Here is a 26999-nt window from a genome sequence, read left to right as displayed (position 1 = left end):
ATGATATCGAACCTCAAATCCTCTGAACGGCAGTACGCCTTGCTCATCGCGGTGGCAGTAGCGCTCGCGGGACTCGCCATGGCCGCCCTCGGACGCTCGGACACTCTCGGGGTGCACGGCGTCATCGTCATGCTTTTCGCGGGCGTCGTAATCTACCTCCTCATGTCGTCGTTCTACGGCGCCGAACCGACCGAAGACCGAGCAGTCTCCTATTACGACGATCCCATCAAGGTCGGGATCGTGCTGTCGATGGCCTGGGCTGTCTTCGGCATGTTCATGGGCGTGTGGGTGGCCGCGCAGCTCGCCTGGCCAGACCTCGCCTTCGATGCGGCCTGGTCCAGCTTCGGGCGGCTGCGGCCAACGCATACGTCCGGCGTCATCTTCGGGTTCGGCGGCAACGCACTCATTGCCACATCCTTCCACGTCGTGCAGCGCACGTCTCGCGCGCGGCTAGCCGGCCAGATAAGCCCTTGGTTCGTGCTTCTCGGCTTCAACCTGTTCTGTGTTCTGGCCATTTCCGGATATCTGCTCGGTACCACCCAGTCGAAGGAGTACGCGGAAGCCGAGTGGTACGCCGACTTGTGGCTGGTGATCGTCTGGGTGACCTACTTCATTCTTTACATCGCCACGATCGCGCGTCGGAAAGAGCCGCACATCTACGTCGCCAACTGGTACTTCATGGCCTTTATCCTGGTCGTGGCCATCCTGCACATCGTCAACAACCTCGCGCTGCCGGTGTCCTGGGGGCACGCCAAGAGCTACACGATCTGGCCGGGCGTGCAGGACGCGATGGTCCAGTGGTGGTACGGCCACAACGCGGTTGCGTTCTTCCTCACCGCAGGTTTTCTCGGCATGCTCTACTACTACCTGCCGGTCCGGGCGCAGCGACCGATCTTCTCCTACCGTCTCTCGATCCTGAGCTTCTGGGGCATCACCTTCTTCTACATGTGGGCGGGTTCCCACCACCTGCACTACACCGCGCTCCCCCACTGGGTGCAAACGCTCGGCATGACCTTTTCCGTGATGCTTCTCGTGCCTTCGTGGGCATCCGCGGGTAACGCGCTGCTGACCCTCAACGGCGCCTGGCACCGGGTCCGTGACGATGCGACCCTGCGATTCATGATGGCCGCGGCAGTCTTCTATGGGCTCTCCACCTTCGAGGGCTCGTTCATGGCGATCAGACCGGTGAACTCTCTCTCGCACTACACTGACTGGACAGTCGGCCACGTCCATGCCGGAGCGTTGGGATGGGTCGCGCTCATCACCTTCGGCTCCGTCTACACGCTCGTCCCGGCGCTCTGGAAGCGCGAGCGGATGTATTCGGCCGCGCTCGTCGAGGTCCATTTCTGGCTCGCGATCGCCGGAACGCTGATCTACGTCTTCGCGATGTGGAATTCCGGCATCATCCAGGGTCTGATGTGGCGAACCTATACCGAGGAAGGCGCTCTCGCCTATTCGTTCGTCGATTCACTGGTGGCAATGTATCCATACTATATTGCCCGCGCCATCGGCGGACTGCTGTTCCTGCTGGGCGCACTGGTCGGCTGCTACAACATCTGGATGACGGTCCGTATGGTGCCGCTCGCGGCAGCCCGTGAGACAGACGCACCCGTCATCCCTGCCGCAGTACCGGGAGAATGACGGATGCCTGAACTTTTCCACCGCAAGATCGAGCGGTCCGCGATCCTCTTCGTACTTGGAATAATAGCTGCGGCCAGCGTTGGCGGCATCGTCGAGATTGCTCCCCTGTTCACCATCGACGAAACCGTCGAGCAGGCGCCCGACATGCGGGTTTACACCCCGCTGGAGCTCGCGGGCCGCAACATCTATGTCCGTGAAGGCTGTTACGCCTGTCACAGTCAGATGATCCGCACCCTGCGCGACGAGGTCGAGCGCTACGGTCCGTATTCGCTCGCCGTGGAATCCCAATACGACCGGCCGATGCTCTGGGGGTCGAAGCGGACCGGACCCGACCTTGCGCGTGTTGGGGGAAAATATTCGGATTTCTGGCATGTCGCACATCTGACGAATCCACGCGATGTCGTGCCGGAATCGAACATGCCCGCCTATACCTGGCTTGCCCGCACGACGCTGAAGACGGACGACCTGCCGCAGCATCTGGCGGCCCAGCGGGCACTCGGCGTACCCTATACCGAGGCGATGGTGGAAAACGCTGCCCGCGACGCCTACGGGCAGGCGACCCCCGACACTGATTTCTCAAGCGGGGTGACTGAGCGGTATGGTGACAAAACCCAGGTGAGCGCATTCGACGGCGTCACCACACACGTCACCGAGATGGACGCGCTGGTGGCCTACCTGCAGGTGCTGGGCAGGCTGACGGGAGCCGCGTACGAGGATACGGCGGCGCCGGAAAAGAAGCCGGACCCGGAAAGCTGACGGGAGGACCGATGATGGATTTCGACCACGACACGCTCGTTGCCCTGTCCAAGAGCTGGGGCCTTTTCTACCTGATGGGCTTCTTCCTCTGTGTCGTTGTCTACGCCTTCTGGCCGTCCAACCGGAAACGGTTCGACAGGGCCAAGACCAGCATCCTCGATCGGGACGACAAGCCATGGAAGTAAGCGAACGCGATCCCGCTACCGGCCGCGAAACGACTGGCCACGAGTGGAATGGCATCAAGGAATTGGACACGCCGGTCCCGCGCGGGGTCCTGATGTTCCTGATCGTCACGCATATCTGGGCGCTCGCATGGTGGTTCCTTGTGCCGGCATGGCCGTTGGGGACGACCTACACGAAAGGGCTTCTGGGCGTTGATCAGCGGACGACGGTTGAAGCCCGGGTGATGGAAGGCCAGCGCGAGCGCGCCGCCTGGACGGCCCGGCTCGAATCCGAACCTTACGACGCCATCATGGCGGACGAAGCTCTGATGCAGACCGTCCGTCACACCGGGCAGCAGCTGTTCGGCGACAACTGCGCCGCCTGCCACGGACGCGATGGCAAGGGCGGCGCGAACTATCCCGACCTCACGGACGACGACTGGCTGTGGGGCGGCGGTCCCCAATTGATCGAGCAGACGATGCGCGTCGGCATCAACACCGCCCATCCCGAAAGCCGTGTCGGGCAGATGCCTGCTTTCGGCCGCGACGACATGCTCGACCGGAACCAGGTGCGCGACGTTGCCGCCTATGTCTACTCGCTGACAAATCCCGACACCTCGACACCGCAGAACCTCGGCCGCATCAACGCCGGCAAGGAAGTCTTCGTGACGACATGCGCGGCCTGTCATGGCGAGAACGCGCAAGGCAATCGCGAGGTCGGAGCGCCGAACCTGACCGACGCTTACTGGATCTACGGCGGAAGCATGGACACCATCATCGCTTCCGTCCACGGAGGCCGGCAAGGCCACATGCCGACCTGGGACGAGCGGCTGACCACCGCGGAAATTCGGACACTTGCGCTTTTTGTCCATGACCTGGGGACGCGCCAGCCATGACCCCCCGCAGAAGCACTCGCCTTCCCGGCGGATGGATCCTCTGGTTGCTCGTCCCGGCGGGGCTGCTGCTCTTCGCCGGCGCCAACGCGCATCTTGTCTACGTGGCGTTCCAATCGCAGCCGGACTGCGTGGCGCACGTGAAGGATACCAGCGACGGCGGCGGCTATCGCGCCGCCAAGCCAGCCTGCTGAAGGAGAAAGTCATGGGCGAGGCCGACGAATCCTACTGGCTGCTGAGCGAGACATCCGGCATCGGTGAGACCCGGGATCCCAAGCTTCAACGCCACCTTCCGGTCCTGGAAGGATTGCGTTGGCTCGCTGAGGGCTGGCGCGATTTCTGGACCCGCCCCGCCTCCAGCCTCGCTTACGGTGTCGGCGTTTTCGTGCTTTCTTTGGCGTTCGTGTGGACCCTCGTCGAGTTCGGTCGCGACTATATCCTGTTCCCATCGCTTGCCGGCTTCCTGATCGTCGCACCGTTCCTGGCGATCGGGCTTTACGAGAAGAGCCGCGCGATCGGCGAAGGCCGCGAAATCGGGCTTGCTTCGATGCTTCATGTGCGACCGAGAGCGGGCGAGCAGATCTTCTTCACGGGCCTGCTTCTCTGTCTCCTGATGCTGCTCTGGATGCGGGCGGCGGTTCTCCTGTGGGCGCTGTTTTTTGGCGTGACGGCGTTTCCGGGCCTCGACAATGTGATCGGGATACTGATTGGCACGCCATCGGGATGGGCGATGTTGATCATAGGAACGGCGATCGGCGGTCTGTTCGCATCCTTCGCGTTTTCGATCAGCGTGTTTGCCGTTCCTATGCTGCTTGACCGGCGCGTCGATGCTCTGACCGCGATGGCCACGAGCATGAAACTGGTGTGGAACAACCTGCCGCCGATGATCGCCTGGGGTGCCATGGTGCTCGTGCTTTTCGGCATCTGCGTCGCCACTGGCCTTATCGGCATGATCGTCATCTTCCCGCTGCTCGGACACGCGACATGGCACGCCTACCGGGCAGTGGCCCGGCCGGAGGCCTGATCGATGAGTTGCTGCGCGCCGGGATCCGAGGCGGCCCTGATGATTGGGCCCGGGCGGCGCGAGATCGTCCCGCAAGAGGTGGTCTTTGCGAGCCGAGATCTCGGCGATAGTACGATTCAGACGGACTTTTCCGTCCCTCAGGTGCATTGCGCAGGCTGCATCGGCGCGATCGAAGGCTTGCTCAGCCAAGTCGAGGGCATCGTTTCCGCGCGGGTGAACCTGACCGCAAAACGTGTCGTAGTGAAGTGGCGGCGGGACGGCGCCGTGCCGCCGATGATCGAAACGCTTCGAAAAGCCGGTTACGAAGCAACACTCGCCGAGCCTGAGAACGGAGACGGCGATCCGGAGATGGGCCGCTTGCTGCGCGCCACGGCCGTTGCCGGCTTCGCCGCCATGAATATCATGCTTCTTTCCGTCTCGGTCTGGTCGGGAGCGGACGCCGGCACGAGGCACGCATTCCACCTGATCTCCACGGCCCTCGCGTTGCCGACGCTGGCCTATTCGGGCCGGATTTTCTTCGCTTCCGCGTGGAGCGCCCTGCGCGGCGGCCGGACGAACATGGACGTGCCGATCAGCGTCGGCGTGCTGCTCGCATTCGGCCTCAGCGCATACGATACGGTGACGGGCGGAGCCCATGCTTACTTCGATGCGGTGACATCCTTGCTGTTCTTCCTGCTGGCTGGACGCGCTGTGGACCAGGCGATGCGCGGACGCGCTCGCGAAGCGGTCAGGTCGCTCGCGCGGATGATGCCGCGAGGCGCCACGGTGCTCACGCCTGATGGCGAACGCGAATATCGCGACGTATCCGCTATCCGCAGCGGCGAGACTGTCCTTGTTCTCGCGGGAGAGCGCGTGCCGGCCGATGGCACCGTAATTTCCGGAAACGCCTCGCTCGACCTGTCGGTTGTGACCGGCGAGTCCGCCCCGGAGTCGGTCCGACCGGGGGCCAGCGTGCTGTCGGGATCGCTCAACCTCGACGGGCCGCTGACGTTGCGTGTCGACCGACCTCAGAAAGAGTCCTTCCTTGCTGACATGATGCGGTTGATGGAGGCTGCCGAAGGCGGCCGCGCCCGTTATCGGCGCATCGCCGACCGGGTCGCCTCGCTTTATTCGCCGGTGGTCCATCTGCTTGCCTTCGCCACCTTTGCAGGGTGGATGATCACCACTGGAGACCTGCACCGATCACTGACGGTGGCGATCGCCGTCCTCATCATCACCTGCCCATGCGCGTTGGGCCTGGCCGTGCCGATGGTCCAGGCCGTCGCTGCGCGGCGTCTCTTCGCTCTCGGCGTGACCCTCAAGGACGGCGCGGCTTTGGAACGGCTGGCCGAAGTCGATCACGTCGCACTGGACAAGACGGGTACGCTCACCTCAGGCCTGACAAAAGTGGCGTCTTTCACGGTGCCGGACGACGAGATCGAAGCGGCCTCCGCGCTTGCCCGGTTCTCTCGGCATCCTGCCTCGCGAGCGGTGGCGGCGCTGCATCCGGCCGGGCAGGCTGCCGTCGAGCAGATTCGGGAGGAGCCCGGAAACGGCATCGAAGGCACGGTCGGCGGCCGCGTTTACAGGCTCGGCCGCCAATCTTGGGTCGACGCCCGCTCCACTGCCGGTTCCGCCTCGGCCGAAGCCTGGTTGTCGGCTGACGGCCGCGTCCTCGGCGCGTTCCGGATTTCCGACAGCCTCCGTCTCGGAGCCGCCGCCGCTACAAAGCGCCTGCGCAGTCTCGGCCTCGGCGTCGAGATCCTGTCCGGAGACGTGGAAACGGAGGTAAGGAAGGTGGCAGGCATGCTCGGCGTAGCAGCAGCCACTGCCGGGATGCTTCCTCGCGACAAAGTCGCGCGGTTGGAAGTCCTGCGCGCGCAGGGACGCAAGGTGCTGATGGTCGGTGACGGCCTCAACGACGCGCCCGCATTGGGAACGGCTCACGTGTCGATGGCGCCCTCCTCGGCCGCGGACGTCGGGCGCAACGCGGCCGATCTCGTGTTCCTGGGCTCCAGCCTGGACAGCGTTCCGAAAGCGATCACCATTGCCCGCAAGGCCAGGCAGCTCGTCACCCAGAACATTGGGCTCTCCATCCTTTACAATGCGCTGGCCCTCCCGCTCGCGGTTACAGGCCACGTTACGCCGCTGGTCGCGGCGGTGGCGATGTCCACATCATCCATCCTGGTGGTTGCCAATGCGCTTCGTCTTTCGGGTCCGAGCCGAGATCCGCAAGGAATACAAGGTGGCGTGACGTCCACTCATCTCGCGGAGGCTGCATGAGCCTGCTCGCCTGGCTGGTCCCCGTAGCACTCGGCATGGGCCTGGTTGGGCTTCTCGCCTTCCTCTGGTCGATGAAAAGCGGCCAGCTCGAGGACCTGGACGGAGCAGCGGAGCGGGTGCTTCTCAACGAGGCGGCCGACACCCCGCTGCCGGATATGGAACAGCCATCACCGAACAGGCGTTGATCTCTAAGGGGAGCGACAATGGGCGAAACTGCCGACAGAAAATTTGACTGGATAGCGGGGCTGGCGACTGTGTCCGGCGTTGCGGTGATGGTTCCAAGCCTTGTCGCGCTTGCAGTCGCCCTGATCGCGGTGATAGCCGCTTTGTTCTAGGCAGGAAACGACGGCCACAGCCCGGCATCACGGCCGCACGGCCGGCGTCTCGACCAGAAGGCCGCGGGCCCGCTCCGTCAGATGGAGCTCCAGGTCGACGAGTTCGGCTGCGCCGAATTCGAAGGGCTCGGCTCTGACCCCGATCATGCAGTTGCGCAGGCGCCGCTGCAGCGAACCGACCGTCTGCCATTCCAGGCGGTAGAGCGGATAGCCGGTCGGATGCGCCTGCGGGATGACACTGCCGCCAAGCCGTTTGCCCCAATTGTCGTCATGGCAGGAGGCGCAGGAAAGCTCGAGCTGTCCGATGCGGCTCTGGAACAGACGCCGGCCGTTGTCGCGAAACGGCGCGAGCCGGGCGTCGGTCGCCGGTGTGATTGGCATGCCGCGCGACTGATGCGTCACATAGGCCGTCAGGGCGAGCAAAGCGTCGGACTCCGGCGCCAGCGGCTCGGCCTGCTGCCGCTCCGCTCGACAGGAGTTGATGCGCCCGGCAAGGTCGATCGGCCGGCCGGTCGCCGCGTCAAAGGCCGGGTAGCGCGCGGCAACGCCGCGCATCGTCTGGCGGGCATCGTCATGGCAGCCGGAGCAGGCGACATCCGCCCTGCCCTGCGCCTGTTGCCAGAGCTGTTCGCCCTGCAGCACCCACAGCATGCCGGGATTGCTCATGTCGTCGGCCTGCAGCGCCTGCGTCTGCGGCGTCATGAAGTCGAAGCCGGAGCGCTTCTCGACGTCTTCGATGCCGGCGGCGATGGCATTGCCGCAGACGACCGCCGCGATAATCCCCACCAGGCTCCCGAGGGCGCGCATCAGCTCACCGTGATCGTCGCCGACGCCGTTTGGGTCTTCCCGGCATCGTCGGTCCAGGTGAAGTCGATCGTGCCGCTCGTCGTGGCAACGAGCGTGAAGGCAATGAACGGATTGGCCGATACCGCTGGAAAGAGATCGGCCGAAAACACCTCCTTGCCATTGTAGGTGCAGGTGAAACGGCGGATGATGTCGCGGGGGATGTTGGAGCCGTTCGGGCCGATACGATAGCCGGTTTCCATGGGATGGGCGATCATCGCCTTGATCTCGACGACTTCGCCCTGCCTGGCCACTTTCGGCACATTGACGAGCGCGCGCGCCATTATGAAAGGTCCTCGATACAGGCGGCCAGCGTGACGATGGCGCTCGCCCGGCTCGACCAGAAGCTGCCGTCGCTCATCTCAGCGACCGCGACAACGACCTGCGAGGTCGCGAGCCGGATCCGCGTCGAGACCATGGCGCGGCCGGAGCGCGCCCCGAGGTGGAAAACCGCGACATTCGCCTCCGGGTTTTTCTCGTTGAAGACCGCGATGCGCCGGACATGGTCGTCTTCGGTCATCGGGCTCTCGGCGACGACTGTGATCCCGACCGCGTTGCCGTTCTCTACCAGAGGCGGCAGGTCGAGCCGGACGCGGCCGTCGAGAACGTTGGCGCCCCCGGTGAAGGTCCGGATCGCTTCCTCGAGGCTCGGACGGGCAACGGCCCAGCGCGGCAGGCTGATCGCCAGCAGGCCGGTCATGCCGGCCCGAAGAAACTGCCGCCGCCCAACCAGGCCTGCGTAAACTCCCAGGCCTGCGTAAACTCGAAGCGGGTCTTGGTGCATGATCACCCCTTCAGCGTCGTGAGATAGGCGACGATATCCTCGATATCGGCGCCGCCCAGGATCGGCTTGCTGCGCCAGACGGTGGCGACGCGCCGGCCCTGCTCATCCGCGACCCGATAGTAGGAAGGCATGATCGTGTTCGGCACGAGCCGCTTCATGTCGACGACGCGCAGCCGGATCTGGCCTTCCGAAAGTCTTGCCCCGACGCCGGTCAGGTCGGGCGCCAGCGTGCCGTGCAGATGCGCGTCGGGAAACGGCCCGCTGTGGCAGAGCATGCAGAGGCTGCGCTGCCGGTCCGCGATCAGCGCGGCGCCGCGCGTCGGATCACCCTTGTCGACAATCAGAGGTTGCATGATCGCATCGCCGGTCACGACATAAGACCCCGTCTCCTCGCCGGCACCGGGCGAGGCCGCAAGCTGCAATGCCATCAGAGCCAGAAAAGCCACCCTCATCATCCGAACACTTCACTGGTGATCGTCCGGAACCAATCCTGCGCATAGACCGCTTCCAGTTCGCGCACGGAAAGCGGCGCTTCGAGCGGGCTGGTGCCGCCCGCACCCTCCACTTCGGCAAGCAGCCCGTCACGCGGCTGGTAGACGCCGGCGATCGAAATGCCGTAACCGGGCGCGACCAGGCTGTAGCAGGTGTTGATGAGGTTCGGCTGCGCCGGCTGCCGCTCCCTGACCAGGGCGGCGACCGCGGCGGCGCAAGCTTTTGCCTGGGCGTTGGCGCTGAAGGCGGATTTCGGCATCGCCCCGCCGATCGCCGCATCGCCGATGACGTGGATCGCCGGCTGCAGGCGGGACTCGAAGGTGACCGGGTCGATCGGGCACCAGCCCGTCTGGTCGGCAACGCCGGCCGACTGCGCAATCGCGCCCGCACGCTGCGGCGGGATCACATTGGCGACATCCGCCTTGTGATCGCCGAACTCGGTCACCAGCGTCCTCGTCGCCGGGTCGACTTCCGTCACCCTGCCGCCCGACGACAGCGGCACCCATTCGATCAAGCCGGGATAGAGTTCTTGCCAGGCCGCTTCGAACAGCCGCTGCTTCGAAAAGGCGTCCTTGGCGTCGAGGATGATCAGTTTGGATCTGGGTTTGCTGGTCTTGAGATAATGCGCGATCAGGCTTGCCCGCTCGTAGGGACCGGGCGGGCAGCGAAACGGATTGGCTGGCGCGGCGAGGATGACGACCCCACCGTCCGGCATCGCCGCGAGCTGGTCGCGCAGCAGCAGCGTCTGCGCGCCAGCCTTCCACGCATGCGGCATGATCGCCGCCGCCGCCTCGTCGTAGCCCGGCAAGGCGTCGAAGCGCAGATCGATGCCGGGCGCCAGCACCAGCCTGTCGTAGTCGATGTCCGTGCCATCCTCCAGGCGAACACGCCAGCGCTCGGCATCGACGGCGACAGCCCGCTTGCGGATCAGCGCGATGTCGCCGAACTGGTCATAGCTGAAAGTCTGCGCCTCGATGCCACGCAGCCCGGCAATCACGGCATTGCTGAACGGGCAGGCCAGATAGGCGGGCTCTGGCTCGATCAGCGTCACCGCAAGATCGCGATCCAGCCGTTTCAGCGCGCGGGCGCAGCTTGCCCCGGCAAAGCCGCCGCCGACAATGACCACGCCGGGCTGCGTCTGTGCGCGCAGCTGCGGCGCGGCAAGGACGGCCGCGGCGACGCTAGCCGCCACGCCGCCGATCAGGGCTCTACGGCTGGGCATGGCGTACGGCCTCCGGCTTGGCGAGCCATTCGGCGATGGCGCGCGTCTCCGCCTCGGTAAATCCCCTGGCGATGCGGTCCATGACCGTTGCCTTGCGCTCACCGGAACGGAAGGCTTGCATCTGGGCGACGATGTCGTCTGCCGCGTGGCCGTCGAGCGAAGGGATGGCTGAGCCGAGTGCCGCCGGCCCGTGACAGCCGGTGCATGCCGTAGCACCAGGCGCCGCGTCGGCCCATGCCGGCGCGCTGGCCGCAAGCGCCGCAAGCAGGACAGGCGCCGCAAGCAGGACAGGCGCGAGCGCCCGTCCGCCAGGCCTGTTCTTCGCGCGCCTCATATCAGGCGAGGTCATGGTTCTTCAGCGGCAGCGTGCGGATGCGTTTTCCGGTGGCGGCGAAGATCGCATTGAGGACGGCCGGCGCGGCGACCGCGATGGTCGGCTCGCCGACGCCGCCCCAGAAGCCACCGGACGGCAGGATGATCGTCTCCACATCAGGCATTTCGGCCATGCGCAGGACCTCGTAGCTGTCGAAGTTTTCCTGCTCCATGCGGCCGCCATTGACCGTGCATTCGCCGTAGATGCAGGCGGAAAGGCCATAGACGAAGGAGCCCTCGACCTGCCGCTCGACTTGGGCGGGGTTGACGACATGACCCGGGTCGGTGGCCGCCACGATGCGATGGATCCTGAGCTGCCCATCAGTCACCGAAACCTCCGCTGCCGCCGCCACATAACTGCCGAAACCCATGATCTGCGCCAGGCCGCGGTGAATGCCGGCCGCGGGCGGGGTGTCCCAGCCGATCCGTTCGGCAACCGCCTCCAGCACCGCGAGATGTTTTGGATGTTTGGCCATCAGCTTGCGGCGGAAGGCGAGCGGGTCGACGCCGGCCGCATGGGCGAGTTCGTCCATGAAACACTCGACGTAAAGCGCGTTCTGGTTGAGGTTGACGCCGCGCCAAAAACCTGGCGGGATCGGCGGGTTGCGCATGGCATGGTCGACAAGCAGATTGTCCACCGTATAGCCCAGCGTGCCTTCGGTGCCGCTGAGGACGAGGCCCTGGAAGACCACCGGGTCCATGCCGTTCTGCATGCCCTGCGGCCGCACCGCGGCAAGGATCGACTGGCCGGATATGCGCATGTGCAGAGCGGTCAAATTGCCGTCCGCGTCGAGTGCGCCCGTCAGCCGGCATCGGGTGGTCGGGTGATAGGCGCCGTGCAGCATATCCTCCTCGCGCGACCACATGAGCTTTACCGGCGTTCCCGGCACCTGCCTGGCAATGCTGACCGCCTGGCGCACATAGTCCTGGAAGTTGCCGCGCCGGCCGAAGCCGCCGCCGAGATGGATCTTGTGCACCTCGCATTGCTGCACCGGCAGGCCGGCGGCCTCGGCCGCTGCAGCAAGGCTCGCCTCGCCATTCTGGGTCGGCACCCATACCTCGCAGCGCTCCGGCGTGTAGAGCGCCGTCGCGTTCATCGGCTCCATGGTCGCGTGGTTCTGGTAGGGGAAGGCATAGGTCGCCGTGACCGTCCGGCCGGCGGCGGACAGGACAGCACCGGCGTCACCTTGCCTGGCGCCGATGAAGGCGTCGTTTGCGGCGAGCCCCTCTTCGAGCATCGCCGCGATCGAGGCGCTGGTGACCTGCCTGTTGGGGCCTTCGTCCCAGACGATCGGCAAGGCATCGAGAGCGGTCTTCGCCCGCCACCAGGTGTCGGCGACAACCGCAACGGCGGTCTCGTCGACCTGAACGACAATGCGCACGCCCGGCATGCCCGCCACCGCCGCCGCGTCGAAACTCTCCACCTTGCCGCCGAAATACGGGCAGGCCCGGATCGCCGCGTTGAGCATGTTCGGCAGCTTGAGATCGGCGCCGTAGACCTGGCTCCCGTTAAGCTTGTCGGCCGTGTCGAGCCGCGGCAGCGGCTTGCCGGCTATGGTCCAATCCTTCGGGTCCTTGAGCGTGACATTGGCGGGCGGCGTCATTCGCGCGGCGGCGGCAGCCAGCTGTCCATAAAAGGTGGCGCGATCCGACGCTGCATGCGTGACCATGCCCATCCTTGCGGTGCATTCGCTGGCCGGGACGCCCCATTCGGCGGCCGCGGCGGCGATCAGCATCTCGCGCGCAACGGCGCCGCCAATGCGCACATACTCGTGCGACTCGCGGATGCCGCGGCTGCCGCCGGTCGAGAAATTGCCCCACACGCGGTCGCGCGCCAGGTTCTGGGCCGGCGACGGGTATTCCGTCGTGACCTTGGACCAGTCGCAGTTCAGCTCCTCGGCGACGAGTTGCGCAAGGCCGGTCAGTGTCCCCTGCCCCATCTCGGAGCGGGCAATGCGGATGACCACCGTATCGTCGGGCCTGATCACCACCCAGGCATTGATCTCCGGCGCCGCCTCGCTGCCATCGGCCAGTGCCGGCTTGATGAACGGCACGTTGAATCCGAGGGACAAGCCGCCGGCTGTGGCGGCCACGCCAATGATGAAGCTGCGGCGGGAGAGGGAAATTGTGGCGTTCATGACTGCTCTCCTCAACCGCGTTGCGTGGCTTCGCCGGCCTTGGCGGCCAGCTTGATCGCGGCGCGCACCCGGTTGTAGGTGCCGCATCGGCAGATGTTGGTGATCTCGGCGTTGATGTCCTCGTCCGCGGGGTTCGGGTTCTGCATGAGCAGACCCGCCGCAGCCATGATCATGCCGGCCTGGCAGTAGCCGCATTGCGGCACGTCGAGCGCCAGCCAGGCCTGCTGGACCGGATGCGAGCTGTCCGGCGAAAGCCCCTCGATGGTGGTGATTTGCTGGTCGGGCTCGACCGCGCTCACCGGAAGCACGCAGGAGCGCGTGGCGACGCCGTCTATATGGATGGTGCAGGCGCCGCAGGCGGCAACGCCGCAACCGTACTTCGTTCCGGTAAGCCCGATCTGCTCGCGGATCACCCACAGCAGCGGCGTGTCCGGATCGACCTCGATATCACGTGGCGTGCCGTTGATGATCAATCTGGCCATTGTGCAATCCTTTCGATCAAAGGCTGGCGAGGATCGAGTCTGGATGCCGCCCCTGGCGACAAAGACCGGACGTCCCGGCTAGCGACGGGGCCAAGTTAGGCGGGAGCTGTCGCAGAACCTTGTCCCGAACACCGGCAGTTCATCGCAAGTTGTCGCGGGCGCAGTGCTCTGATACATTTCGTTACACTTCTCACGCTTTGTTGATGTCGGGCGAGATTGCCGCCATGGCGCGGAAGGTGATCATCCGTGTAGACGCAAACTAGATATCGTCGATACTGACCGACTATTCAGCGGCGACCTTGGGAGCATTGCATGGAAGTGGCGCAGCACATCGCGGTCGTCGACGACCACAGGGACATCCGCGATCTCGTGGGGAAATACCTCACGCAGCAGGGTTATCGCGTCAGCGTCGCCGACAGCACGGCCGCGCTCAAGCGGCTGCTCGACCGCAGCCTGCCCGATCTTATCGTCCTCGACGTCATGATGCCTGGCGAGGACGGCATTGCCGCCTGCCGGCACGTGCGCGGAACGGTCGACGTTCCGATCATCTTCCTTACCGCCATGGCCGAGGAGGTCGACCGGATCGTTGGCCTCGAGATCGGGGCAGACGACTACCTGACGAAGCCGTTCAATCCGCGGGAATTGCTGGCGCGGATCAAGGCGGTGCTCAGGCGCGTTCACAGCCTGCCGCCGCAGCGTGGTCGGCTCAAGTCGAACGCGCTGCGCTTCGACCGCTGGACCCTGAATGTCGGCCGCCGTGAACTGGTCGGGCTCGACGGCGTGGCGGTCGCGCTCAGCACGGCCGAATTCCGCCTTCTCACCGCTTTTATCGAGCATGTCGGGATCGTGCTCAGCCGGGATCAGTTGCTTGACCTCACCGTCGGGCGCTCGGCCGACGGTTTCGACCGGGCCGTCGACAACCAGGTGAGCCGGCTGCGCAAGAAGATCGAGGCGGACCCGAAGAATCCGATGCTGATCAAGACGCACTGGGGCGGCGGCTACTGCTTCACCGCCGAGGTGGCCCAGGCATGATGCTGTTATGGAGACGCAGCTTGGCGGCCCGCTTCCTCATGCTGGTGCTGCTTGCGCTCGCCCTGTCGCAGGCGATCACCTTCCTGATCTCATGGGACGAGCGCGGACAAGCCCTGCACGCAGCGGCCAAGGGCGAGTTCGTCAGCCGCACGTCCTCGCTTGCCATTTTGCTGGACACGACGCCGCCCTCGCTTCGACCCGACATCCTCACCGTCAGCGGCACGGCCTATACCCGCTTCTGGACCTCGCAGTACGGGCCGAGCAATCCCCTCGCCTGGCAACAGGAGGCGCTGACGCAACTCGCCAAGCCGCTGCCCGGCATTGCCGCCAAATATGCAGCCTATATGAACGGGCAGGCCTCGAACGCGGTCGCTGCCGCCGATCCTTCGGTGCCGCCGCGCATGCTGGACCTGTCCGGCAGTGGCAGCCCGTTCACGCGACCTGCCAAGTTTCTTTATCTGGACGGCGCCCCAAACGGCATGGGGCTTTCCGTCCGCCTTGACGACAGCACCTGGCTGAATGCCGCCTACGCCAAGGTGATGCCGAGCGCCTTCTGGACCGCGCAATCGGCGATATCGCTGGCGCTCACCGCGCTCATCCTGTCCGCCATAGCGATTTTCGGGGCGCAGGCAATCGCGCGTCCGCTGCGACGGCTCGCCAATGCCGCGGAACTGTTCGGCCGCGGCGAGGCCGTGCCACGGCTGCCGGAATCAGGGCCGGACGACATCCGCCAGACCGCCGAGGCGTTCAACCGCATGCAGGAGCGCCTGCAGCGCTTCGTCGAGGACCGCACGCGCATGCTGGCGGCGATCAGCCACGACCTGCGCACGCCGCTGACCTCGCTCCGGCTGCGCGCCGAGTTCGTCCAGGATCACGATCTTCAGGAAAAGATGCTGAAGACCATCGAGGAAATCCAGACGATGACGGAAGCGGCGCTCGCCTTCGCGCGCGAGGACGCCGCGGTGGAGGAGACGCGAACTGTCGATCTTTCGGCGCTGGTCGGCAGCCTCTGCGACGACCTCGAGGAGCTGGGCCAAAACGTCACCGTCAGCGACGGGCCCAAGGTGCTGTATCGCTGCCGGCCGGACTCGCTGCGCCGGGCGATCCGCAACCTCGTCGAAAATGCCGTCCGCTATGGCGAGCAGGCCAGGGTGAGCCTGGTCAGGCGCACCGACAGCCTGGACATCGTGGTCGAGGACGCCGGGCCCGGCATTCCGCAAGCCGACATGGAGCAGGTGTTCGCGCCGTTCTTCCGCCTGGAGCAGTCACGCAACCGGGAGACCGGCGGCGTCGGGCTCGGCCTGTCAATTGCCCGCGCCATCGCCCGCCACCACGGCGGCGACATCGTGCTGGAAAACCGGAGCAACGGCCTTCGCGCGGTCATCAGGCTGCCGCTCATCGACATGGCCAGGCAGCTTGCCCCGGCGCCGGCGCCTGAGACCAGCCCTCCGACCGGACTGCGATCCTTGCCGGCTTGACCGAAAGCCGTCCCGCGATCGCGCCAGGCCCGCTGCATAGGCTCAACGGGTGATAGATTGGCCCGAGTTCGTCCCACCCGCGAGAGACTCGCCTCCGTCAGCGACCAGTGCATGGCCGGTCATGTAGGACGACTTATCGGACACCATGAACAGAATGACCTCGGCGATCTCGTCGGTCGTTGCGAAGCGGCCCATCGGGACGATGTTGGCGATCGCGTGCTCCAGCGCTCTGCGGCCGCCGAGTTGGTCCGTGTAGGGATCGTTGAACGGCGTATCGACCCAGCCGGGGCAGAGCGAATTGATGCGGATGCCGTAACGCGCGACATCCAGTGCGATCTGGCGGGTCATGGTGATCGATGCGGCCTTGCTGGTGATGTAGGCGGTCATCGCTCTGTCGAGGAAGACGCCGGAGTTCGACGACGTATTGAGGATGACGCCGCCGCGCTGTCTCTTCATGACCGGTAGGACTGCTTGGCAGGCGACGAACTGGGCATGCACGTTAACCGCCCAAGAGTGATCGAAACCGGCGCCGTCGATCTCCTCGACGCTGCCCGCGACCTGCACACCGGCATGATTGTGCAAGATGTCGATGCGCCCATGTCGATCGGCCACGTCCTGGATGACGCCGACGACGGCTGCATCGTTGGTGACGTCGACTCGGATGGCCTCGCCGCGCCCGCCGGCGGCGGCGATGGAGTCGACCGTGCCACGCGCGGCATCGAGATCGCGATCAGTGACGATGACCGTCGCGCCCTCGCGCGCCATGGCCTCCGATCCGGCCTGACCGATGCCGGAGCCGGCACCGGTGACGATGGCGATCCGCCCCTGAAGTATCATTCGATTTTCCCCTAGTACCGGCGGCGAAACAGATTGCGGCGCTCGTAAACGGCGACCGCTTCGTCGATCAGCGCCGCGATGGTGTGCGCGCCGTATTCGCGACGCAGCAGCTCGGCGCGCTCTTTGAGCAGATGGGCTTCGGGAATTCGGCCCGGCCGCAACATTTCATAGGTGTCCAGAATGAGGTCTTGCGGGACGGGGACGAGGTCGGCGGCGCGTTCGAGATTGAGCGCAAGCCGGTCGCGACCCGCATCGCGGGCGATCGATGCCTGAAGTCTGAGCACGTCGGCCGAAATCCGGATGTCTTCGGCACCGATCCGTTCCGAAATCACTGCGTCCAGCGTCAAATCGGCAAGCGGCATGCCCGACGCCGACACCGCCTGATCGGGCGCGTTCTCGGAGATGGGATAGAGGTCGAGAGGGGATGTCACGGACGAAGCCCTCCTTGTCCGATTGCAAACGCGACATCGAGCGGCGGGGCATCCGGCACTACCAGCCCGGTCTCTATAGCGTAGAGCATGGCGACGCGCACATGGTAGCGGGCGCCAAGGGCCTGACCTTCGGTCGGCACGATGACGGGTTCCGGCGCGAGCCCCAGCGCGTGGAGCGCGGCGTTGCGGCCCATTGCGCGGTAGTGGTCGAGCGTCGTGATCGGTGCATTCGAGAACAGTTCGATGTTCATGTGCGGCAGCCGGTCGGCGCGGTGGATGACTGCGGTGCCCTTGGCCTGGATGCCGATGGCATAACCCGAGCCGGAGAGGCGCGCCGCGGTGAGGCCGAGGAAGGACGTGTCGGCGGTATGTCGGATGCGGACGAGGCGCGGCACGCCGCCGCCCTCGCTCACACCATCGGTCAGGGCCAGCACCACGTCGATCAAGTCGTGGCCGGCTGTCGTTTGCGTGAGCTCGTTGCCGAATGCGGGGCTGAGGCCAATCACCACCTCGCGCGGATCCGTGCCTTTGCCGGCCTCGCCGCCTGGAATCAGCCATGGCTCCGAGGTCGGGTCGACGCGACGCTCGCTCTCCAGCACCTTCTCGCGTGTCTGAACATCGCGCACGCCTCGGACCGCTTCCCATCTAGCTTCGGACATCCGATATCCGCTGCCCGGCCCCCGGTAGTCGTTGGGATCGTTGAGCGCGCTGATGACCTTGCCGTCGCGCAGGATGGCCGACGTCTGCAGATAGTCGCCGGAGATGCGCTGGCGAAGCATCAGCAATAGGTTCTCGGCCTCGCGCCCGAAGCCCCGTTTGTGCAGCCCCCGCACCACATCCACCGCCGTTAGTCCGCGATCGCGAATGGCTTCGCTGATGCGCGTGACCTCGCCTGTCGAGAAGGTTTCGGTATCGAGCGAGCCCGAGGCGGCGGCGACGGAGAGCATCCAGGCTTCCGGCACTTCGGCGAGGCCAAGCTCCTGGAAGACGGCGGCCAGCGCCTTGATCGCTTGCATGCGGAGCTCGCGGATATTGCTCTCCTCTATGGGCGTCAGCCCGCCATCCGCCTCGAGGTCACGCTGCAGAGCGAGGAAGTCCTCGACGTCCTCGCCGTTGAATAGGGATGGGTTGAACGAATTGTCGTATTTGCGGATCGATCCCATGCCGGAACACAACAGGTCGGAGCCGGCCATGAGGAAGGGCGTGATCTTGGCGCCAACCCGGATCTCGGACTCGCTGACGCGGGTGTCGTTGCCGGAGGCGCATTCAAGGCCGAGCCAGACGGCGATGAGGTTTTCGGCCATGAGCTCGCGCATGCCCCCCGCCATCGAGACGGTCAACGGCGCGCCGTCGATGCCGCCGTTCTGCGTTCCCTGTACGCCCATGGCGCGCTGCAGGCAGAGGCAACGGGCTTCCAGGTAGAGAACGGACTGATGTTCGTGAAAACCCATCAGCAGCTCGGAGGATGCGCCAGACGTGCAGCGTGCCTTGATGCCGCGCGAGGCGTAGGCGGCGGTGAGGAAAGCCTTGGACCAGGGTGTGTCGTCGCCATCGACGAACGCAGCTTCCGTGCCATAAACCGATACCGTCTCGGCATAGGAAGTGAAGCCAGCCATGCCGATGCGCAGCTCTTCCGCTTCCTCGATCGAGCACTGGAACAGCACGCCGCCACGCCCAACCGACGCGCCGACGGCGCAGGCGACGGCGTTGGCCCAGGAGTTCGACGCAACGCGCATCGTCGTCTCGATCTCGTCGAAGCCGAGCGCCACGGCAACGGCGGCGTCTGCTGCAAGCTGCAGAGGATCATCTTTAGCGTTGGTGACGTGCGCCTGGTTTCCCGGCGTGCGGCGCTGCCGCATTTTGGAATAGGCGAAGGTGATCTCCAGTGACGACAAGTGCGACACGACGGAAGCCAGCTTCGCCGGCGTCATGCCGCGAGCCAGCCGCTCGAGCCTTTCGCGCGGCACGTTGATGTCGACCAGCATGCGGGCGACTTCGCCCGAATCCATCGCCATCGCCTCGTCGATCACGTCGAGATCGAGATGATGTGCGGCGATGAAGGAATCGAGGATGTCGAAGTCGGCTTCCGGCTTACCGTCGATCTCGACCACGCGTCCGTTCTCGACTCGCGCCGACGGCGCGGGGTCCCACCGGCTGTGAAAGGTGGCAAAGCCCGCTTCCGGATCCTCCGCGGCAAAGCGGTCGTGCCGCAGCGGCCGCGTGTCCCATTCGTCGAAGCGGCGCCAGCGCGGGGGCGAAGTCATTGCGTCCCTCCCATATGTCGAGCGCTCAGAACCATCGCAGCCACACAAGCTGGATGAGGATTAGCACGATCACGTCCCAAAAGATCACCTCGCCGATCGTGAACCAGCGCTTCATGCGGTTGACGCGCCAGAAGCCGAGCCAGACGATCGCTGCCAGGATGAGCGGGACAAAGCTGGCGGCGGTCACTCGACCCTCTTTCCCGTGGCAGCGTCGAAATAGTGCAGCGCCTGCTTCGGGAAGGAGACGCTCACCGGCTGTCCCGGCTCGATCGCATCGCAATTCGTCTGCGTCCGCAGCGTGATTGCCTGCCCGCCCGCGTTTTGGAAGATCAGCAGCGTGTCGGGTTCGATCGCTTCTTTCACGTCCACGGTGAGCGTCATGGCTGCCGGTGCATTCGACGCCATGAATTCGATCTGCTCCGGCCGGATGCCGAGCGTGACCGGCCCGTCGGGGCGATCGACCGAGCAAGCCACCGCGCCAGCCTTGAATATGCCGCCTTTGACCACTCCGTCGATCGTGTTCATCGCCGGGCGGCCCATGAACTCGGCGACGAAGCGGTTGGCGGGCCGGCGGTAGATCATCTTCGGCTCGTCGAACTGCACCAGCCGGCCCTCCTTCAGCACGGCGATGCGCGTCGCCAGTGTCATCGCCTCCTCCTGGTCGTGCGTGACGAAGACGAAGGTTTTGTCGAGCTTGCGATGCAGGCGGTTGAGCTCGGTGCGCATATGCAGGCGCAGCAGCGCGTCCAAGTTGGAAAGCGGTTCGTCCATGAGGCAGATCGCCGGTTGCCAGACCAGCGCGCGCGCTACGGCGACACGTTGCGCCTGGCCGCCGGAGAGCTGCGCCGGCTTGCGCTGCAGATAGTGGGCGATGCGCAGAAGCTCGGCCATGTCCTTCACCGAACGCTCGATTTCCGCGGCGGCCACTTTGCGGATACGCAGGGGATAGGCGATGTTCTCGAAGACGGTCTTGTGGCTGTAGAGTGCGTAGTTCTGGAACACCATGCCGATGCCGCGGAAGCGCGGCGGCACGTTGGTCACGTCCCTACCTTCGATCTCGATGCGGCCGCTCGACGGCTGCTCCAGCCCGGCGAGCAGGCGGCACGCAGTTGTTTTGCCAGAGCCCGAGGGCCCAAGCAGCACGATGAATGCGCCGAGATCAAAGTCGAGATCGAGCCGATCGAGCGCGACGGTGCCGTCCGCAAACCGCTTCGTCACTTCCTTGAACGAGACTGCCATTGGATGCTCCGCTGGTCCTTAGCCCTTCACCGCGCCGAAGGTCAGGCCGCGCACGAGGTGCCTCTGGACGAGAAATGTGAAGACGATGATCGGCAGGGTGGCGACCACTGCCACCGCGGCGACTTGCCCCCACAGGGTGCCGTGTGGCGTGATCAGGCCGGGAATGCCGACCGTCAGCGGCCGCCCCTCGAACGCCACGAGGATGAAGGCGTAGAGGAACTCGTTCCACGACATGATGAAGCAGAGCACCGCCGTTGCCGCGAGTCCGGGCGCGGCCAGCGGCACGATGACGCGCACGAATGCTCCGAGCTTCGAGCGCCCGTCCATCATCGCCGCCTCGTCGATCTCCTTCGGTATCTCGGCGAAGAAGCCGCGCATCATCCAGACGACCAGCGACAGATTGAAGCTCGTATGGGCAATCACCACGGCGTAGATCGTGTCGGTCAGGCCGATTGTCGTGAAGAACAGGAAGAGCGGCACCGCGATCGCGATCGGCGGCGCCATGCGCGTCGTCAGGAAGAAGAAAAACAGGTCTTCCTTGCCGGCGAAATCCGTGCGCGCGAACACATAGGCGGCAGGCGCGCCGATCAGGATCGACAGCGCAGTCGATCCCAGCGAGATGACCAGCGAATTGAAGACTAGGGGGAGATATTCCTTATCGATGAAAACCGCCGGATAATTGGCGAAGGTCGGCATGAAGAACCAGGTCGGCTGCGTCGAGAGGATATCGAGGCGGCCCTTGAAGGACGTCAGCAAGATCCAGACGTACGGCGTGAGCGCAAGCACCAGGACGCAGGCGAGGATTCCGATCGCGAGGATCTTCCAGGATTTGCTCATGGCCTAGCCCCTTGGTCCGCCGACTTCCAGTACACGGCCTTGTAAAAGACCGAGCACATGATCAGCACGACGAGGTAGACCATGAACGAGACCGCGGCGCCGTAGCCGAGATTCCAGGTCTTGAAGTTGACGCGGTAGGCGTAGATCGAGAGCAGTTCCGAGACGGTACCGGGGCCGCCGCCGGTCATGATGAAGACCTTGTCGAACTCTTTGAAGGCGTCGATGCCGCGCAGCAGAAGCACCAGCGCGATGATCGGGCGCATCAGCGGCAACAGGATGTCGGTGAACTGCCGCCACGGCCCGGCACCGTCCATTGTCGCTGCCTCGAAGGGCGAGCGCGGCAAGCTCATCAGCCCGGCCAGGATGATCAGCGTCACGAAAGGCGTCCACTGCCAGACGTCGATGGCGATGATGGTGGGCATGACGAGGCTGGGCGACGAGAAGACGGCGCTGGATTGCGACAGCAGGCCAACGGCCCGCAGATAGTGCGTCGCCATGCCGAAGTCGCCCTGCAGCAGCAGGCGCCAGATCAGCCCGACAGCGACAGGAGCTAGCATCATCGGCACCAGCAGCAGCGTCGTCAGCAGGCGCTGCCGCTCGATGTAGCGCCAGATCAGCCATGCCAGCGCGAAGCCGAGCAGGAACTCGATCGACACCGCGACCAGGACGAAGCGGATAGTACGCCAGAAGGAGCCCCAGAAGATTGCATCCTCACGCACCAGCCTGCGAAAATTGTCGAAGCCTATGAATATGCCCTTCTGGTCCGGATTGGCGAAACTCAAGTCGGTCATCGCCGTGTAGACCATGTAATAAAAAGGCCCCACGAGGAAGACGAGGACGAGCAGCGCCGCCGGCAGGATCAGGGGCATAGATGCGCCGCGGTCGAGCAGGAACTGTCCGCGCGAAGGTCGAGTGCCTTTGGTCATGATATGCCCGGCGTTCTCCCGGGGGTTGTCCCCACGGGATTAGGATAGCAGCCCTTACTGCACCGGATATTTCATCGGTGCGCAGGCCCCGAGCAGCGCCGAGATCTCCTTGGCCGACTCATCGAGCGCCGCCTTTGCTTCCTTCTCGCCGGCGAGATAGGAGGACAATTCGCGCACTAGGATGTCGGTCATCTCGCTCGCCTGCGGGATCGTAGGCTTCGGCTTGGCCACCTCATTGGACGCCATCGATGCCTTGGCATACGGCAGCTTCTGCACCTCGGCGGATGCATAAACATCTGGCCTTGCGGAAGCGCCGCCATTCAGATGCTGGTTGAGCTGCTGTTCGTACTCCAGCATCCACTGGATGAAGAGGTATGCGGCCTCCTTGTTCTTGGACGCCGTTGGAATGAGGTATGACCAGCCCTCCACCTGAGCGACCTTGCCGCCTTCACCCTGCGGCACGATGTCGAAACCCATCTTGCCGACGACCGTCGACACATTCTCATCGACGGCGACGGCGTAGGTCGCGTCGTTCCACATGATGAGCTCGGCGACCTTGCCCTGCTGCATCAACGCCATGACGTCGTCCCAGAAGTAGTTGAGCGTGTCCGGTGGCGAGAAGGCCATCAGGCTCTTGTAGTATTCGGTCGCGGCAATGGCCTGCGGGCTGTTGACGATGACCGGGCCGCATTCGGAGCCCGACTTCACCTCCAGCATGTCGCCGCCGAAGGAGTAGAGGAAGTTCAGCCACTCGTACCACAGCGCTTCGTGGCGCTTGCCCTGCAGTGCGGTGCCGTAGAGACCCTGGTCAGGGCGGTTGAACCATTCGGCGATGTCGCGATACTGCTTCCAGTCCTGCGCCGGGCCGAGGTCGTAGCCGTACTTGGCCTTAAAGCCGTCCATCTCCTTGGCGTCGGTCAGGAGATCGGACCGATACCAAGCGTACATTGTGAGCGCGGTGAACGGGAAGCCATAGGCCTTGCCCCCGTACCAAGAGATTTCCTTCCAGAGACCCTGGTACAGCTGTTCCTCCGGCTTGAACTCGGGGTCGCGCAGCGTCGCCGAGGCCATAAACTGCTCGATCGGCTCGACGTGGCCGTTGGTGACGAACTTGCCGACATTGCGGTGCTGCTGGAGGATGAAGTCGTAGCGGCCGCGCTTTGAGTTGAGGTCGAGCATCACCTTGCTGGCGGTCTCGGACGCCTCATACATCTCGATCTCGACCGTGATGCCGGTGCGCTTCTCGAACTCGGGCGCCAGCTTCTTCATCGCCTCGAGCGGCGGCAGCGCCTCGCCAATAGTGCGGATCGTGGTGCCCTTGTACGGCGCCGCCGCTTCCTCCAGCGTCCAGGCACCGGCCTGTCCGGCAATGCCGAGCGTCGCGAATGCCGCGAGCGCCGGTGCCGTTATCAGCATGCGTAGGCGTGAACTGTCTCCAAACATCGAGATTCCCCTTTGGTTAATTGTCGTTGCGGTGCTGTCCAACTTGGCTGGGCTTGAATGCTGGTCCGCCGGGGGATCGGGCCGTGCCCGGGCCGCCCGTGAGATCTATGGCGTGTTGGCGGCGATCCGCCATTCAAGTCCTCCACCACTGCGCGCGGAATCGCCCGACTTGTCCGCGAGGCCTCAGGTCCGCAAGGCCTCAGGGTGTCAGTATATGCTATCGACGCCTGCCTGCGTAGCTCTTGGTACGAAGAAGGCATATTCCACAAACTAGACAAAGCCTATAAGAGCATGCCGATCATGGGATATTTCCCTTACAGTGTAATCCAAAACGCATATGCATTTGGGGATAGGAGCGACGGTGAGGGACGAAGCCTCTGCAGCAGCGTCAGGCAGGCGCCTGCTGTCGCATCCCGAATGGTTTGACGCCCTTGGCGAACTTCTCGCGCAGGTGGGATCGCACCAGTTCCCCGACGCATTCGCCAAAACCATCCATCGTCTCGCACCATTCGACTACACGGTGAGTTTCGCCTATAGCGGCCCGGGCAAGCCGCTGTGCGTGCACCACACCTTCGCCCCGAAGCAGTTCGACATCCACGTTCGGGAATACGAGATCGGGCCTTACCTACTCGATCCGTTCTATAAGGCGACGGCGAACGGCACGCGGTCGGGAGTTTACCGGCTGTCCGACCTTGCGCCCGACCAGTTCTACAAGAGCGAATACTACAAGTCCTATTATGTGCAGACCGGACCGGTCGACGAGATCGCCTTTTTCTCCCCCGGCAAGGACGGGTGGATCGTAGCGACGTCGCTGATGCGCGCGCCCAGCCGCCAGAATTTCACCGCGCACGACCTGCGCACGCTGCGTATCGTCGAGCCCTTGGTCCGGCGCATCGTTGAGATGCACTGGCGCACCGACGAAAGGCTCAAGACCGCGACGCCGGTCGAAGACGACAAGGCAGTGATGCGGCGCACCGTGCAGGATGCATTGGAGGCACGCGGCATGCCGCCGCTGACCCCACGAGAACTGCAGGTCGTCGGCCTCGTTCTTGAAGGTCACTCCTCCGAGTCGATCGCCAACCTGCTGGGCATCTCAGCCGGGACCGTCCGCATCCACCGCAAGAATATCTATGCCAAGATGCGAATATCCTCGCAGCGCGAACTATTTGCAATCTTCGTCAAGGCGCCGGCGACCACCTCGTGGCCGGTCACGTCTGGGTAGGCTGGTGCGGCTGGTGCCGCTATTTCGCGGCCGATCGACGAGCCAGGAAGATGGATGCTCCAACATCCCCTCTTGGATGAAGGGAATGTCGGCCTCTGCTGCCGAAATGAGGCGCCTTTCGGACGACGGCCTTGCGGCTGCTGGCAGACGGACGGGGCCGTCAGCTGGCGGGCGGCTTTCGGGAATGAGGTGGAGCATAGTTGCCGTTCACGCATTAGAGTCGCCCGACGACGACATATGGGCCCTAAGCGGATCTGGCCCATCGACGCTGCCCCTTCCCCGCCGCCAGCACCTGGCCATGATCACCTCGTCCAACTCCTTGGGGTCGACGCCTGCCCGTGCGAGCGCCTCGCAGTGGAGCTTAGCCAAGAGGGGCCCGGTGACCTCGTGGCTGCGGCCGTTTCATATTGCGGCCCTGGTGGGAAGGTCGCGAGGTCGTCCACTGGCCGGGGGGTACTTCACCCCTTCCTTTTCTTTTGTGCTGGCGGTGTCTTGGCAGCCGGCGCTGCCTTCTTCTCTTCAGTGCGCAACCCTCGGCCTTCGTCAGCGTCAGCTTGATCGTGCCGCTATCGCCGAACGCGCCAACCGGCGTGGTGATCTTCCACGCCCCGGTGAGCGCCATCGCGCCTCCGCCACTATCGAGCGAGACCGTGTAGTTGCCGGCACCCGACCAGGGCACGCCGGCGGCCATGCCGCCAACCGTGAAACTGCCGCCGTCGCCTTGGGGAGCTAGCGAAAAGAGGATCCCCGCCGATGCCCCGGTGCCTGGCAATTCGAATGGTTTGGTCAGGTCGCACACTGTGTGATCGATGGTCAGATCATTGTATCCGCCCTTCGCTCGATAGGCCTTCTTCTTGCAGAGCTTGTCGAACAGACTCCTGGCGATCGCCTCGGCCGCCTCCGCCACCTTGTCCTCGCCGAGAAATCCCTTGTCGTCGGCAATCAATTTCCCGTCGCCATCGGTGACCTGCATGATCCAGGTCACGTCGCCGTCACCGATGCCGACCACCCCGTCGATGAACGTACCGACGCGCAGCTCCTCGATCACGAGGTTCTTTGGGGCATAACCTTCATCCATGAGCTTCTTTTCGGTGGCGCGAGCCTCGGTTATCGTGCTGCCGATATCGACGATGACGGCCTCGCAGCTTCCTTCGGCCTGCGCTTTCTCGACCAGCATAACGAGTTCGGAGCCGACCAGATGCTGAATCTGTTTGGCAACCAGTTCGGAGGCCGGGTTGGCGGGCAACACCTCACGTACGGCAATGCGCTGCTCGCCGACGGCTGGCATCGCGCCAAGCGACAGGGCCACCGCCAGGATAGCGGCACGGATACTAACGGGGTACATCGGCTCTCCAACGGGGCGACGCCATGTCCCCGGCAACCAATTATGTATCATGTTGGACACTCCGGATTGATGCGATTTCTTAGCACTGCCCGTTGTTGGAAGGAGTCACTTCTCAGGCAGACGTTCGCACTGCGATCGCACGACATCAGCCAGCGCCTCTACTGTCAGAAGCGACAATGACCTTCCCTACTTAATGGGAGTAGCGTCCAAATCGACAACGCACCCTTCTTACCCTTCCACTCCCGCCCGACCGCGATGAAGCTCGGCCCAACTTTGACATGACAGAACCCCGCACGATTCAGCCTGAAGATACAACGCTCTATGCACGGCTTGGTAGGCGTGACTTTTGTCATCGCCTGATGAGAGATCACCGACCGCAGCTCATGGCATCACACGGTCCAACTCCGTCCCGTCGGCGAGCTAGGTGAGCCGGCCGCCGCGCATTCCGTGCTCCACCCGTATCTCCAGCATCACCTGCCCCTCCGGCGGCCGAACCCAGGTATTCCCGCGCGAAAACGTCAACCTGGATATGTAGCCATC

Annotated in this window: 29 protein-coding genes; 12 read left to right on the top strand and 17 right to left on the bottom strand. The window is 64.5% G+C overall.

The window, feature by feature from the left end; all coding sequences use genetic code 11:
- Genes ccoN through AC0L3D_RS20960 form a run of 9 tightly spaced genes read left to right on the top strand, consistent with a single transcriptional unit; the run spans position 1 to position 7072 of the window.
- Complete coding sequence (gene ccoN / locus AC0L3D_RS21000; protein ID WP_023798491.1) at positions 1 to 1641, top strand: cytochrome-c oxidase, cbb3-type subunit I; 1641 nt, start codon at positions 1 to 3, stop codon at positions 1639 to 1641.
- A 3-nt stretch (positions 1642 to 1644) separates the two neighbouring features.
- A complete protein-coding gene (ccoO, locus tag AC0L3D_RS20995) occupies positions 1645 to 2397 on the top strand; it encodes a cytochrome-c oxidase, cbb3-type subunit II (RefSeq protein WP_023798492.1) in 753 nt (250 codons plus the stop codon).
- Positions 2398 to 2411: 14 nt separating this feature from the next.
- Positions 2412 to 2582 carry a CcoQ/FixQ family Cbb3-type cytochrome c oxidase assembly chaperone gene (locus AC0L3D_RS20990; RefSeq protein ID WP_023798493.1) on the top strand — a complete coding sequence of 57 codons (171 nt, stop codon included), beginning with the start codon at positions 2412 to 2414 and terminating at the stop codon, positions 2580 to 2582.
- Positions 2573 to 3454 carry a cytochrome-c oxidase, cbb3-type subunit III gene (gene ccoP / locus AC0L3D_RS20985; RefSeq protein ID WP_023798494.1) on the top strand — a complete coding sequence of 294 codons (882 nt, stop codon included), beginning with the start codon at positions 2573 to 2575 and terminating at the stop codon, positions 3452 to 3454. Before AC0L3D_RS20990 ends, ccoP begins: the two co-directional genes overlap by 10 nt.
- A gap of 44 nt (positions 3455 to 3498) precedes the next feature.
- Positions 3499 to 3645, top strand: a complete 147-nt coding sequence (locus tag AC0L3D_RS20980) for a hypothetical protein (RefSeq protein WP_306454942.1) — start codon at positions 3499 to 3501, stop codon at positions 3643 to 3645.
- Positions 3646 to 3656: 11 nt separating this feature from the next.
- Positions 3657 to 4475, top strand: a complete 819-nt coding sequence (locus AC0L3D_RS20975; protein ID WP_023798496.1) for a DUF2189 domain-containing protein — start codon at positions 3657 to 3659, stop codon at positions 4473 to 4475.
- 3 nt (positions 4476 to 4478) lie between these two features.
- Positions 4479 to 6737, top strand: coding sequence for a heavy metal translocating P-type ATPase (locus AC0L3D_RS20970; RefSeq protein WP_473645705.1), 2259 nt, complete (start codon positions 4479 to 4481; stop codon positions 6735 to 6737).
- Entirely contained in the window at positions 6734 to 6922 is a 189-nt protein-coding gene (ccoS, locus tag AC0L3D_RS20965; protein WP_023798498.1) for a cbb3-type cytochrome oxidase assembly protein CcoS, read from the top strand. The genes AC0L3D_RS20970 and ccoS overlap by 4 nt, the downstream gene beginning before the upstream one ends.
- Before the next feature lie 18 nt (positions 6923 to 6940).
- The gene (locus AC0L3D_RS20960; protein ID WP_023798499.1) at positions 6941 to 7072 is read left to right on the top strand and encodes a hypothetical protein; all 132 of its coding nucleotides are present in this window, start codon (positions 6941 to 6943) and stop codon (positions 7070 to 7072) included.
- Positions 7073 to 7099: 27 nt separating this feature from the next.
- On the opposite strand, the gene soxA is transcribed toward AC0L3D_RS20960, so the two are convergent.
- From soxA to AC0L3D_RS20920, 8 genes are read right to left on the bottom strand one after another with little or no spacing between them, the layout of a single operon-like run.
- Positions 7100 to 7879: a sulfur oxidation c-type cytochrome SoxA gene (soxA, locus tag AC0L3D_RS20955; RefSeq protein WP_473645704.1), complete on the bottom strand. Its 780-nt coding sequence runs from the start codon at positions 7877 to 7879 to the stop codon at positions 7100 to 7102.
- Positions 7879 to 8199, bottom strand: a complete 321-nt coding sequence (soxZ, locus tag AC0L3D_RS20950) for a thiosulfate oxidation carrier complex protein SoxZ (protein ID WP_287064537.1) — start codon at positions 8197 to 8199, stop codon at positions 7879 to 7881. The genes soxA and soxZ overlap by 1 nt, the downstream gene beginning before the upstream one ends.
- A complete protein-coding gene (locus AC0L3D_RS20945; RefSeq protein WP_473645702.1) occupies positions 8199 to 8699 on the bottom strand; it encodes a SoxY-related AACIE arm protein in 501 nt (166 codons plus the stop codon). Before AC0L3D_RS20945 ends, soxZ begins: the two co-directional genes overlap by 1 nt.
- A 2-nt stretch (positions 8700 to 8701) precedes the next feature.
- Entirely contained in the window at positions 8702 to 9151 is a 450-nt protein-coding gene (gene soxX / locus AC0L3D_RS20940; RefSeq protein ID WP_473645737.1) for a sulfur oxidation c-type cytochrome SoxX, read from the bottom strand.
- Positions 9151 to 10413, bottom strand: coding sequence for an FAD-dependent oxidoreductase (locus AC0L3D_RS20935; RefSeq protein ID WP_473645701.1), 1263 nt, complete (start codon positions 10411 to 10413; stop codon positions 9151 to 9153). Before AC0L3D_RS20935 ends, soxX begins: the two co-directional genes overlap by 1 nt.
- Positions 10400 to 10762 (bottom strand): c-type cytochrome, encoded by a 363-nt coding sequence (locus AC0L3D_RS20930; protein ID WP_473536621.1) that lies wholly within the window; start codon positions 10760 to 10762, stop codon positions 10400 to 10402. The genes AC0L3D_RS20935 and AC0L3D_RS20930 overlap by 14 nt, the downstream gene beginning before the upstream one ends.
- Entirely contained in the window at positions 10749 to 12923 is a 2175-nt protein-coding gene (locus AC0L3D_RS20925; protein WP_473645699.1) for a xanthine dehydrogenase family protein molybdopterin-binding subunit, read from the bottom strand. The genes AC0L3D_RS20930 and AC0L3D_RS20925 overlap by 14 nt, the downstream gene beginning before the upstream one ends.
- An 11-nt stretch (positions 12924 to 12934) precedes the next feature.
- A complete protein-coding gene (locus AC0L3D_RS20920) occupies positions 12935 to 13405 on the bottom strand; it encodes a (2Fe-2S)-binding protein (RefSeq protein ID WP_023798506.1) in 471 nt (156 codons plus the stop codon).
- A 312-nt stretch (positions 13406 to 13717) separates the two neighbouring features.
- On the opposite strand from AC0L3D_RS20920, the gene AC0L3D_RS20915 reads away from it, so the two are divergent.
- Both AC0L3D_RS20915 and AC0L3D_RS20910 read left to right on the top strand, forming a co-directional pair.
- A complete protein-coding gene (locus AC0L3D_RS20915) occupies positions 13718 to 14437 on the top strand; it encodes a response regulator (RefSeq protein ID WP_023798507.1) in 720 nt (239 codons plus the stop codon).
- A complete protein-coding gene (locus AC0L3D_RS20910; RefSeq protein ID WP_473645697.1) occupies positions 14434 to 15915 on the top strand; it encodes an ATP-binding protein in 1482 nt (493 codons plus the stop codon). The genes AC0L3D_RS20915 and AC0L3D_RS20910 overlap by 4 nt, the downstream gene beginning before the upstream one ends.
- A 42-nt stretch (positions 15916 to 15957) precedes the next feature.
- Here the strand turns inward: AC0L3D_RS20910 and AC0L3D_RS20905 are convergent, their stop codons facing one another.
- Genes AC0L3D_RS20905 through AC0L3D_RS20870 form a run of 8 tightly spaced genes read right to left on the bottom strand, consistent with a single transcriptional unit; the run spans position 15958 to position 23892 of the window.
- Positions 15958 to 16752 (bottom strand): SDR family NAD(P)-dependent oxidoreductase, encoded by a 795-nt coding sequence (locus AC0L3D_RS20905; RefSeq protein WP_128168214.1) that lies wholly within the window; start codon positions 16750 to 16752, stop codon positions 15958 to 15960.
- Positions 16753 to 16763: 11 nt separating this feature from the next.
- On the bottom strand, positions 16764 to 17183 hold the full coding sequence (locus AC0L3D_RS20900) for a diol dehydratase small subunit (RefSeq protein ID WP_128168213.1): 420 nt from the start codon (positions 17181 to 17183) through the stop codon (positions 16764 to 16766).
- Positions 17180 to 19447: a propanediol/glycerol family dehydratase large subunit gene (locus tag AC0L3D_RS20895; protein WP_473645695.1), complete on the bottom strand. Its 2268-nt coding sequence runs from the start codon at positions 19445 to 19447 to the stop codon at positions 17180 to 17182. The genes AC0L3D_RS20900 and AC0L3D_RS20895 overlap by 4 nt, the downstream gene beginning before the upstream one ends.
- Before the next feature lie 25 nt (positions 19448 to 19472).
- Positions 19473 to 19634 carry a hypothetical protein gene (locus AC0L3D_RS20890; RefSeq protein ID WP_023798512.1) on the bottom strand — a complete coding sequence of 54 codons (162 nt, stop codon included), beginning with the start codon at positions 19632 to 19634 and terminating at the stop codon, positions 19473 to 19475.
- Complete coding sequence (locus AC0L3D_RS20885; RefSeq protein ID WP_473645693.1) at positions 19631 to 20686, bottom strand: ABC transporter ATP-binding protein; 1056 nt, start codon at positions 20684 to 20686, stop codon at positions 19631 to 19633. Before AC0L3D_RS20885 ends, AC0L3D_RS20890 begins: the two co-directional genes overlap by 4 nt.
- Positions 20687 to 20704: 18 nt before the next feature.
- Complete coding sequence (locus tag AC0L3D_RS20880; RefSeq protein WP_023798513.1) at positions 20705 to 21523, bottom strand: carbohydrate ABC transporter permease; 819 nt, start codon at positions 21521 to 21523, stop codon at positions 20705 to 20707.
- Entirely contained in the window at positions 21520 to 22449 is a 930-nt protein-coding gene (locus AC0L3D_RS20875) for a carbohydrate ABC transporter permease (protein ID WP_473629683.1), read from the bottom strand. The genes AC0L3D_RS20880 and AC0L3D_RS20875 overlap by 4 nt, the downstream gene beginning before the upstream one ends.
- Before the next feature lie 54 nt (positions 22450 to 22503).
- Complete coding sequence (locus tag AC0L3D_RS20870; protein WP_473629682.1) at positions 22504 to 23892, bottom strand: ABC transporter substrate-binding protein; 1389 nt, start codon at positions 23890 to 23892, stop codon at positions 22504 to 22506.
- 361 nt (positions 23893 to 24253) lie between these two features.
- Between AC0L3D_RS20870 and AC0L3D_RS20865 the strand changes: the two genes are divergently transcribed.
- Positions 24254 to 25114, top strand: a complete 861-nt coding sequence (locus tag AC0L3D_RS20865; protein WP_287064528.1) for a helix-turn-helix transcriptional regulator — start codon at positions 24254 to 24256, stop codon at positions 25112 to 25114.
- Positions 25115 to 25475: 361 nt separating this feature from the next.
- Here AC0L3D_RS20865 and AC0L3D_RS20860 read toward each other — a convergent pair whose 3' ends face one another.
- Positions 25476 to 26459 carry a hypothetical protein gene (locus tag AC0L3D_RS20860; protein WP_473645692.1) on the bottom strand — a complete coding sequence of 328 codons (984 nt, stop codon included), beginning with the start codon at positions 26457 to 26459 and terminating at the stop codon, positions 25476 to 25478.
- Positions 26460 to 26999 lie beyond the last annotated feature (540 nt).

The organism is Mesorhizobium sp. WSM4837, from assembly GCF_055811435.1.
This window is presented reverse-complemented; position numbering and strand designations above follow the sequence as displayed.

Bases quoted from the DNA above. Each gene is read 5' to 3' on its own strand.
- AC0L3D_RS20885 (WP_473645693.1), bottom strand. From the start codon at position 20,686: ATGGCAGTCTCGTTCAAGGAAGTGACGAAGCGGTTTGCGGACGGCACC.
- ccoP (WP_023798494.1), top strand. From the start codon at position 2,573: ATGGAAGTAAGCGAACGCGATCCCGCTACCGGCCGCGAAACGACTGGC.
- AC0L3D_RS20905 (WP_128168214.1), bottom strand. From the start codon at position 16,752: ATGATACTTCAGGGGCGGATCGCCATCGTCACCGGTGCCGGCTCCGGC.
- AC0L3D_RS20920 (WP_023798506.1), bottom strand. From the start codon at position 13,405: ATGGCCAGATTGATCATCAACGGCACGCCACGTGATATCGAGGTCGAT.
- AC0L3D_RS20915 (WP_023798507.1), top strand. From the start codon at position 13,718: ATGGAAGTGGCGCAGCACATCGCGGTCGTCGACGACCACAGGGACATC.
- AC0L3D_RS20960 (WP_023798499.1), top strand. From the start codon at position 6,941: ATGGGCGAAACTGCCGACAGAAAATTTGACTGGATAGCGGGGCTGGCG.
- AC0L3D_RS20860 (WP_473645692.1), bottom strand. From the start codon at position 26,459: ATGTACCCCGTTAGTATCCGTGCCGCTATCCTGGCGGTGGCCCTGTCG.
- AC0L3D_RS20925 (WP_473645699.1), bottom strand. From the start codon at position 12,923: ATGAACGCCACAATTTCCCTCTCCCGCCGCAGCTTCATCATTGGCGTG.
- ccoS (WP_023798498.1), top strand. From the start codon at position 6,734: ATGAGCCTGCTCGCCTGGCTGGTCCCCGTAGCACTCGGCATGGGCCTG.
- AC0L3D_RS20880 (WP_023798513.1), bottom strand. From the start codon at position 21,523: ATGAGCAAATCCTGGAAGATCCTCGCGATCGGAATCCTCGCCTGCGTC.
- AC0L3D_RS20970 (WP_473645705.1), top strand. From the start codon at position 4,479: ATGAGTTGCTGCGCGCCGGGATCCGAGGCGGCCCTGATGATTGGGCCC.
- AC0L3D_RS20875 (WP_473629683.1), bottom strand. From the start codon at position 22,449: ATGACCAAAGGCACTCGACCTTCGCGCGGACAGTTCCTGCTCGACCGC.
- AC0L3D_RS20895 (WP_473645695.1), bottom strand. From the start codon at position 19,447: ATGACTTCGCCCCCGCGCTGGCGCCGCTTCGACGAATGGGACACGCGG.
- soxX (WP_473645737.1), bottom strand. From the start codon at position 9,151: ATGAGGGTGGCTTTTCTGGCTCTGATGGCATTGCAGCTTGCGGCCTCG.
- AC0L3D_RS20870 (WP_473629682.1), bottom strand. From the start codon at position 23,892: ATGTTTGGAGACAGTTCACGCCTACGCATGCTGATAACGGCACCGGCG.
- AC0L3D_RS20910 (WP_473645697.1), top strand. From the start codon at position 14,434: ATGATGCTGTTATGGAGACGCAGCTTGGCGGCCCGCTTCCTCATGCTG.
- AC0L3D_RS20935 (WP_473645701.1), bottom strand. From the start codon at position 10,413: ATGCCCAGCCGTAGAGCCCTGATCGGCGGCGTGGCGGCTAGCGTCGCC.
- AC0L3D_RS20990 (WP_023798493.1), top strand. From the start codon at position 2,412: ATGGATTTCGACCACGACACGCTCGTTGCCCTGTCCAAGAGCTGGGGC.
- soxA (WP_473645704.1), bottom strand. From the start codon at position 7,879: ATGCGCGCCCTCGGGAGCCTGGTGGGGATTATCGCGGCGGTCGTCTGC.
- ccoN (WP_023798491.1), top strand. From the start codon at position 1: ATGATATCGAACCTCAAATCCTCTGAACGGCAGTACGCCTTGCTCATC.
- AC0L3D_RS20930 (WP_473536621.1), bottom strand. From the start codon at position 10,762: ATGACCTCGCCTGATATGAGGCGCGCGAAGAACAGGCCTGGCGGACGG.
- AC0L3D_RS20945 (WP_473645702.1), bottom strand. From the start codon at position 8,699: ATGCACCAAGACCCGCTTCGAGTTTACGCAGGCCTGGGAGTTTACGCA.
- soxZ (WP_287064537.1), bottom strand. From the start codon at position 8,199: ATGGCGCGCGCGCTCGTCAATGTGCCGAAAGTGGCCAGGCAGGGCGAA.
- AC0L3D_RS20975 (WP_023798496.1), top strand. From the start codon at position 3,657: ATGGGCGAGGCCGACGAATCCTACTGGCTGCTGAGCGAGACATCCGGC.
- ccoO (WP_023798492.1), top strand. From the start codon at position 1,645: ATGCCTGAACTTTTCCACCGCAAGATCGAGCGGTCCGCGATCCTCTTC.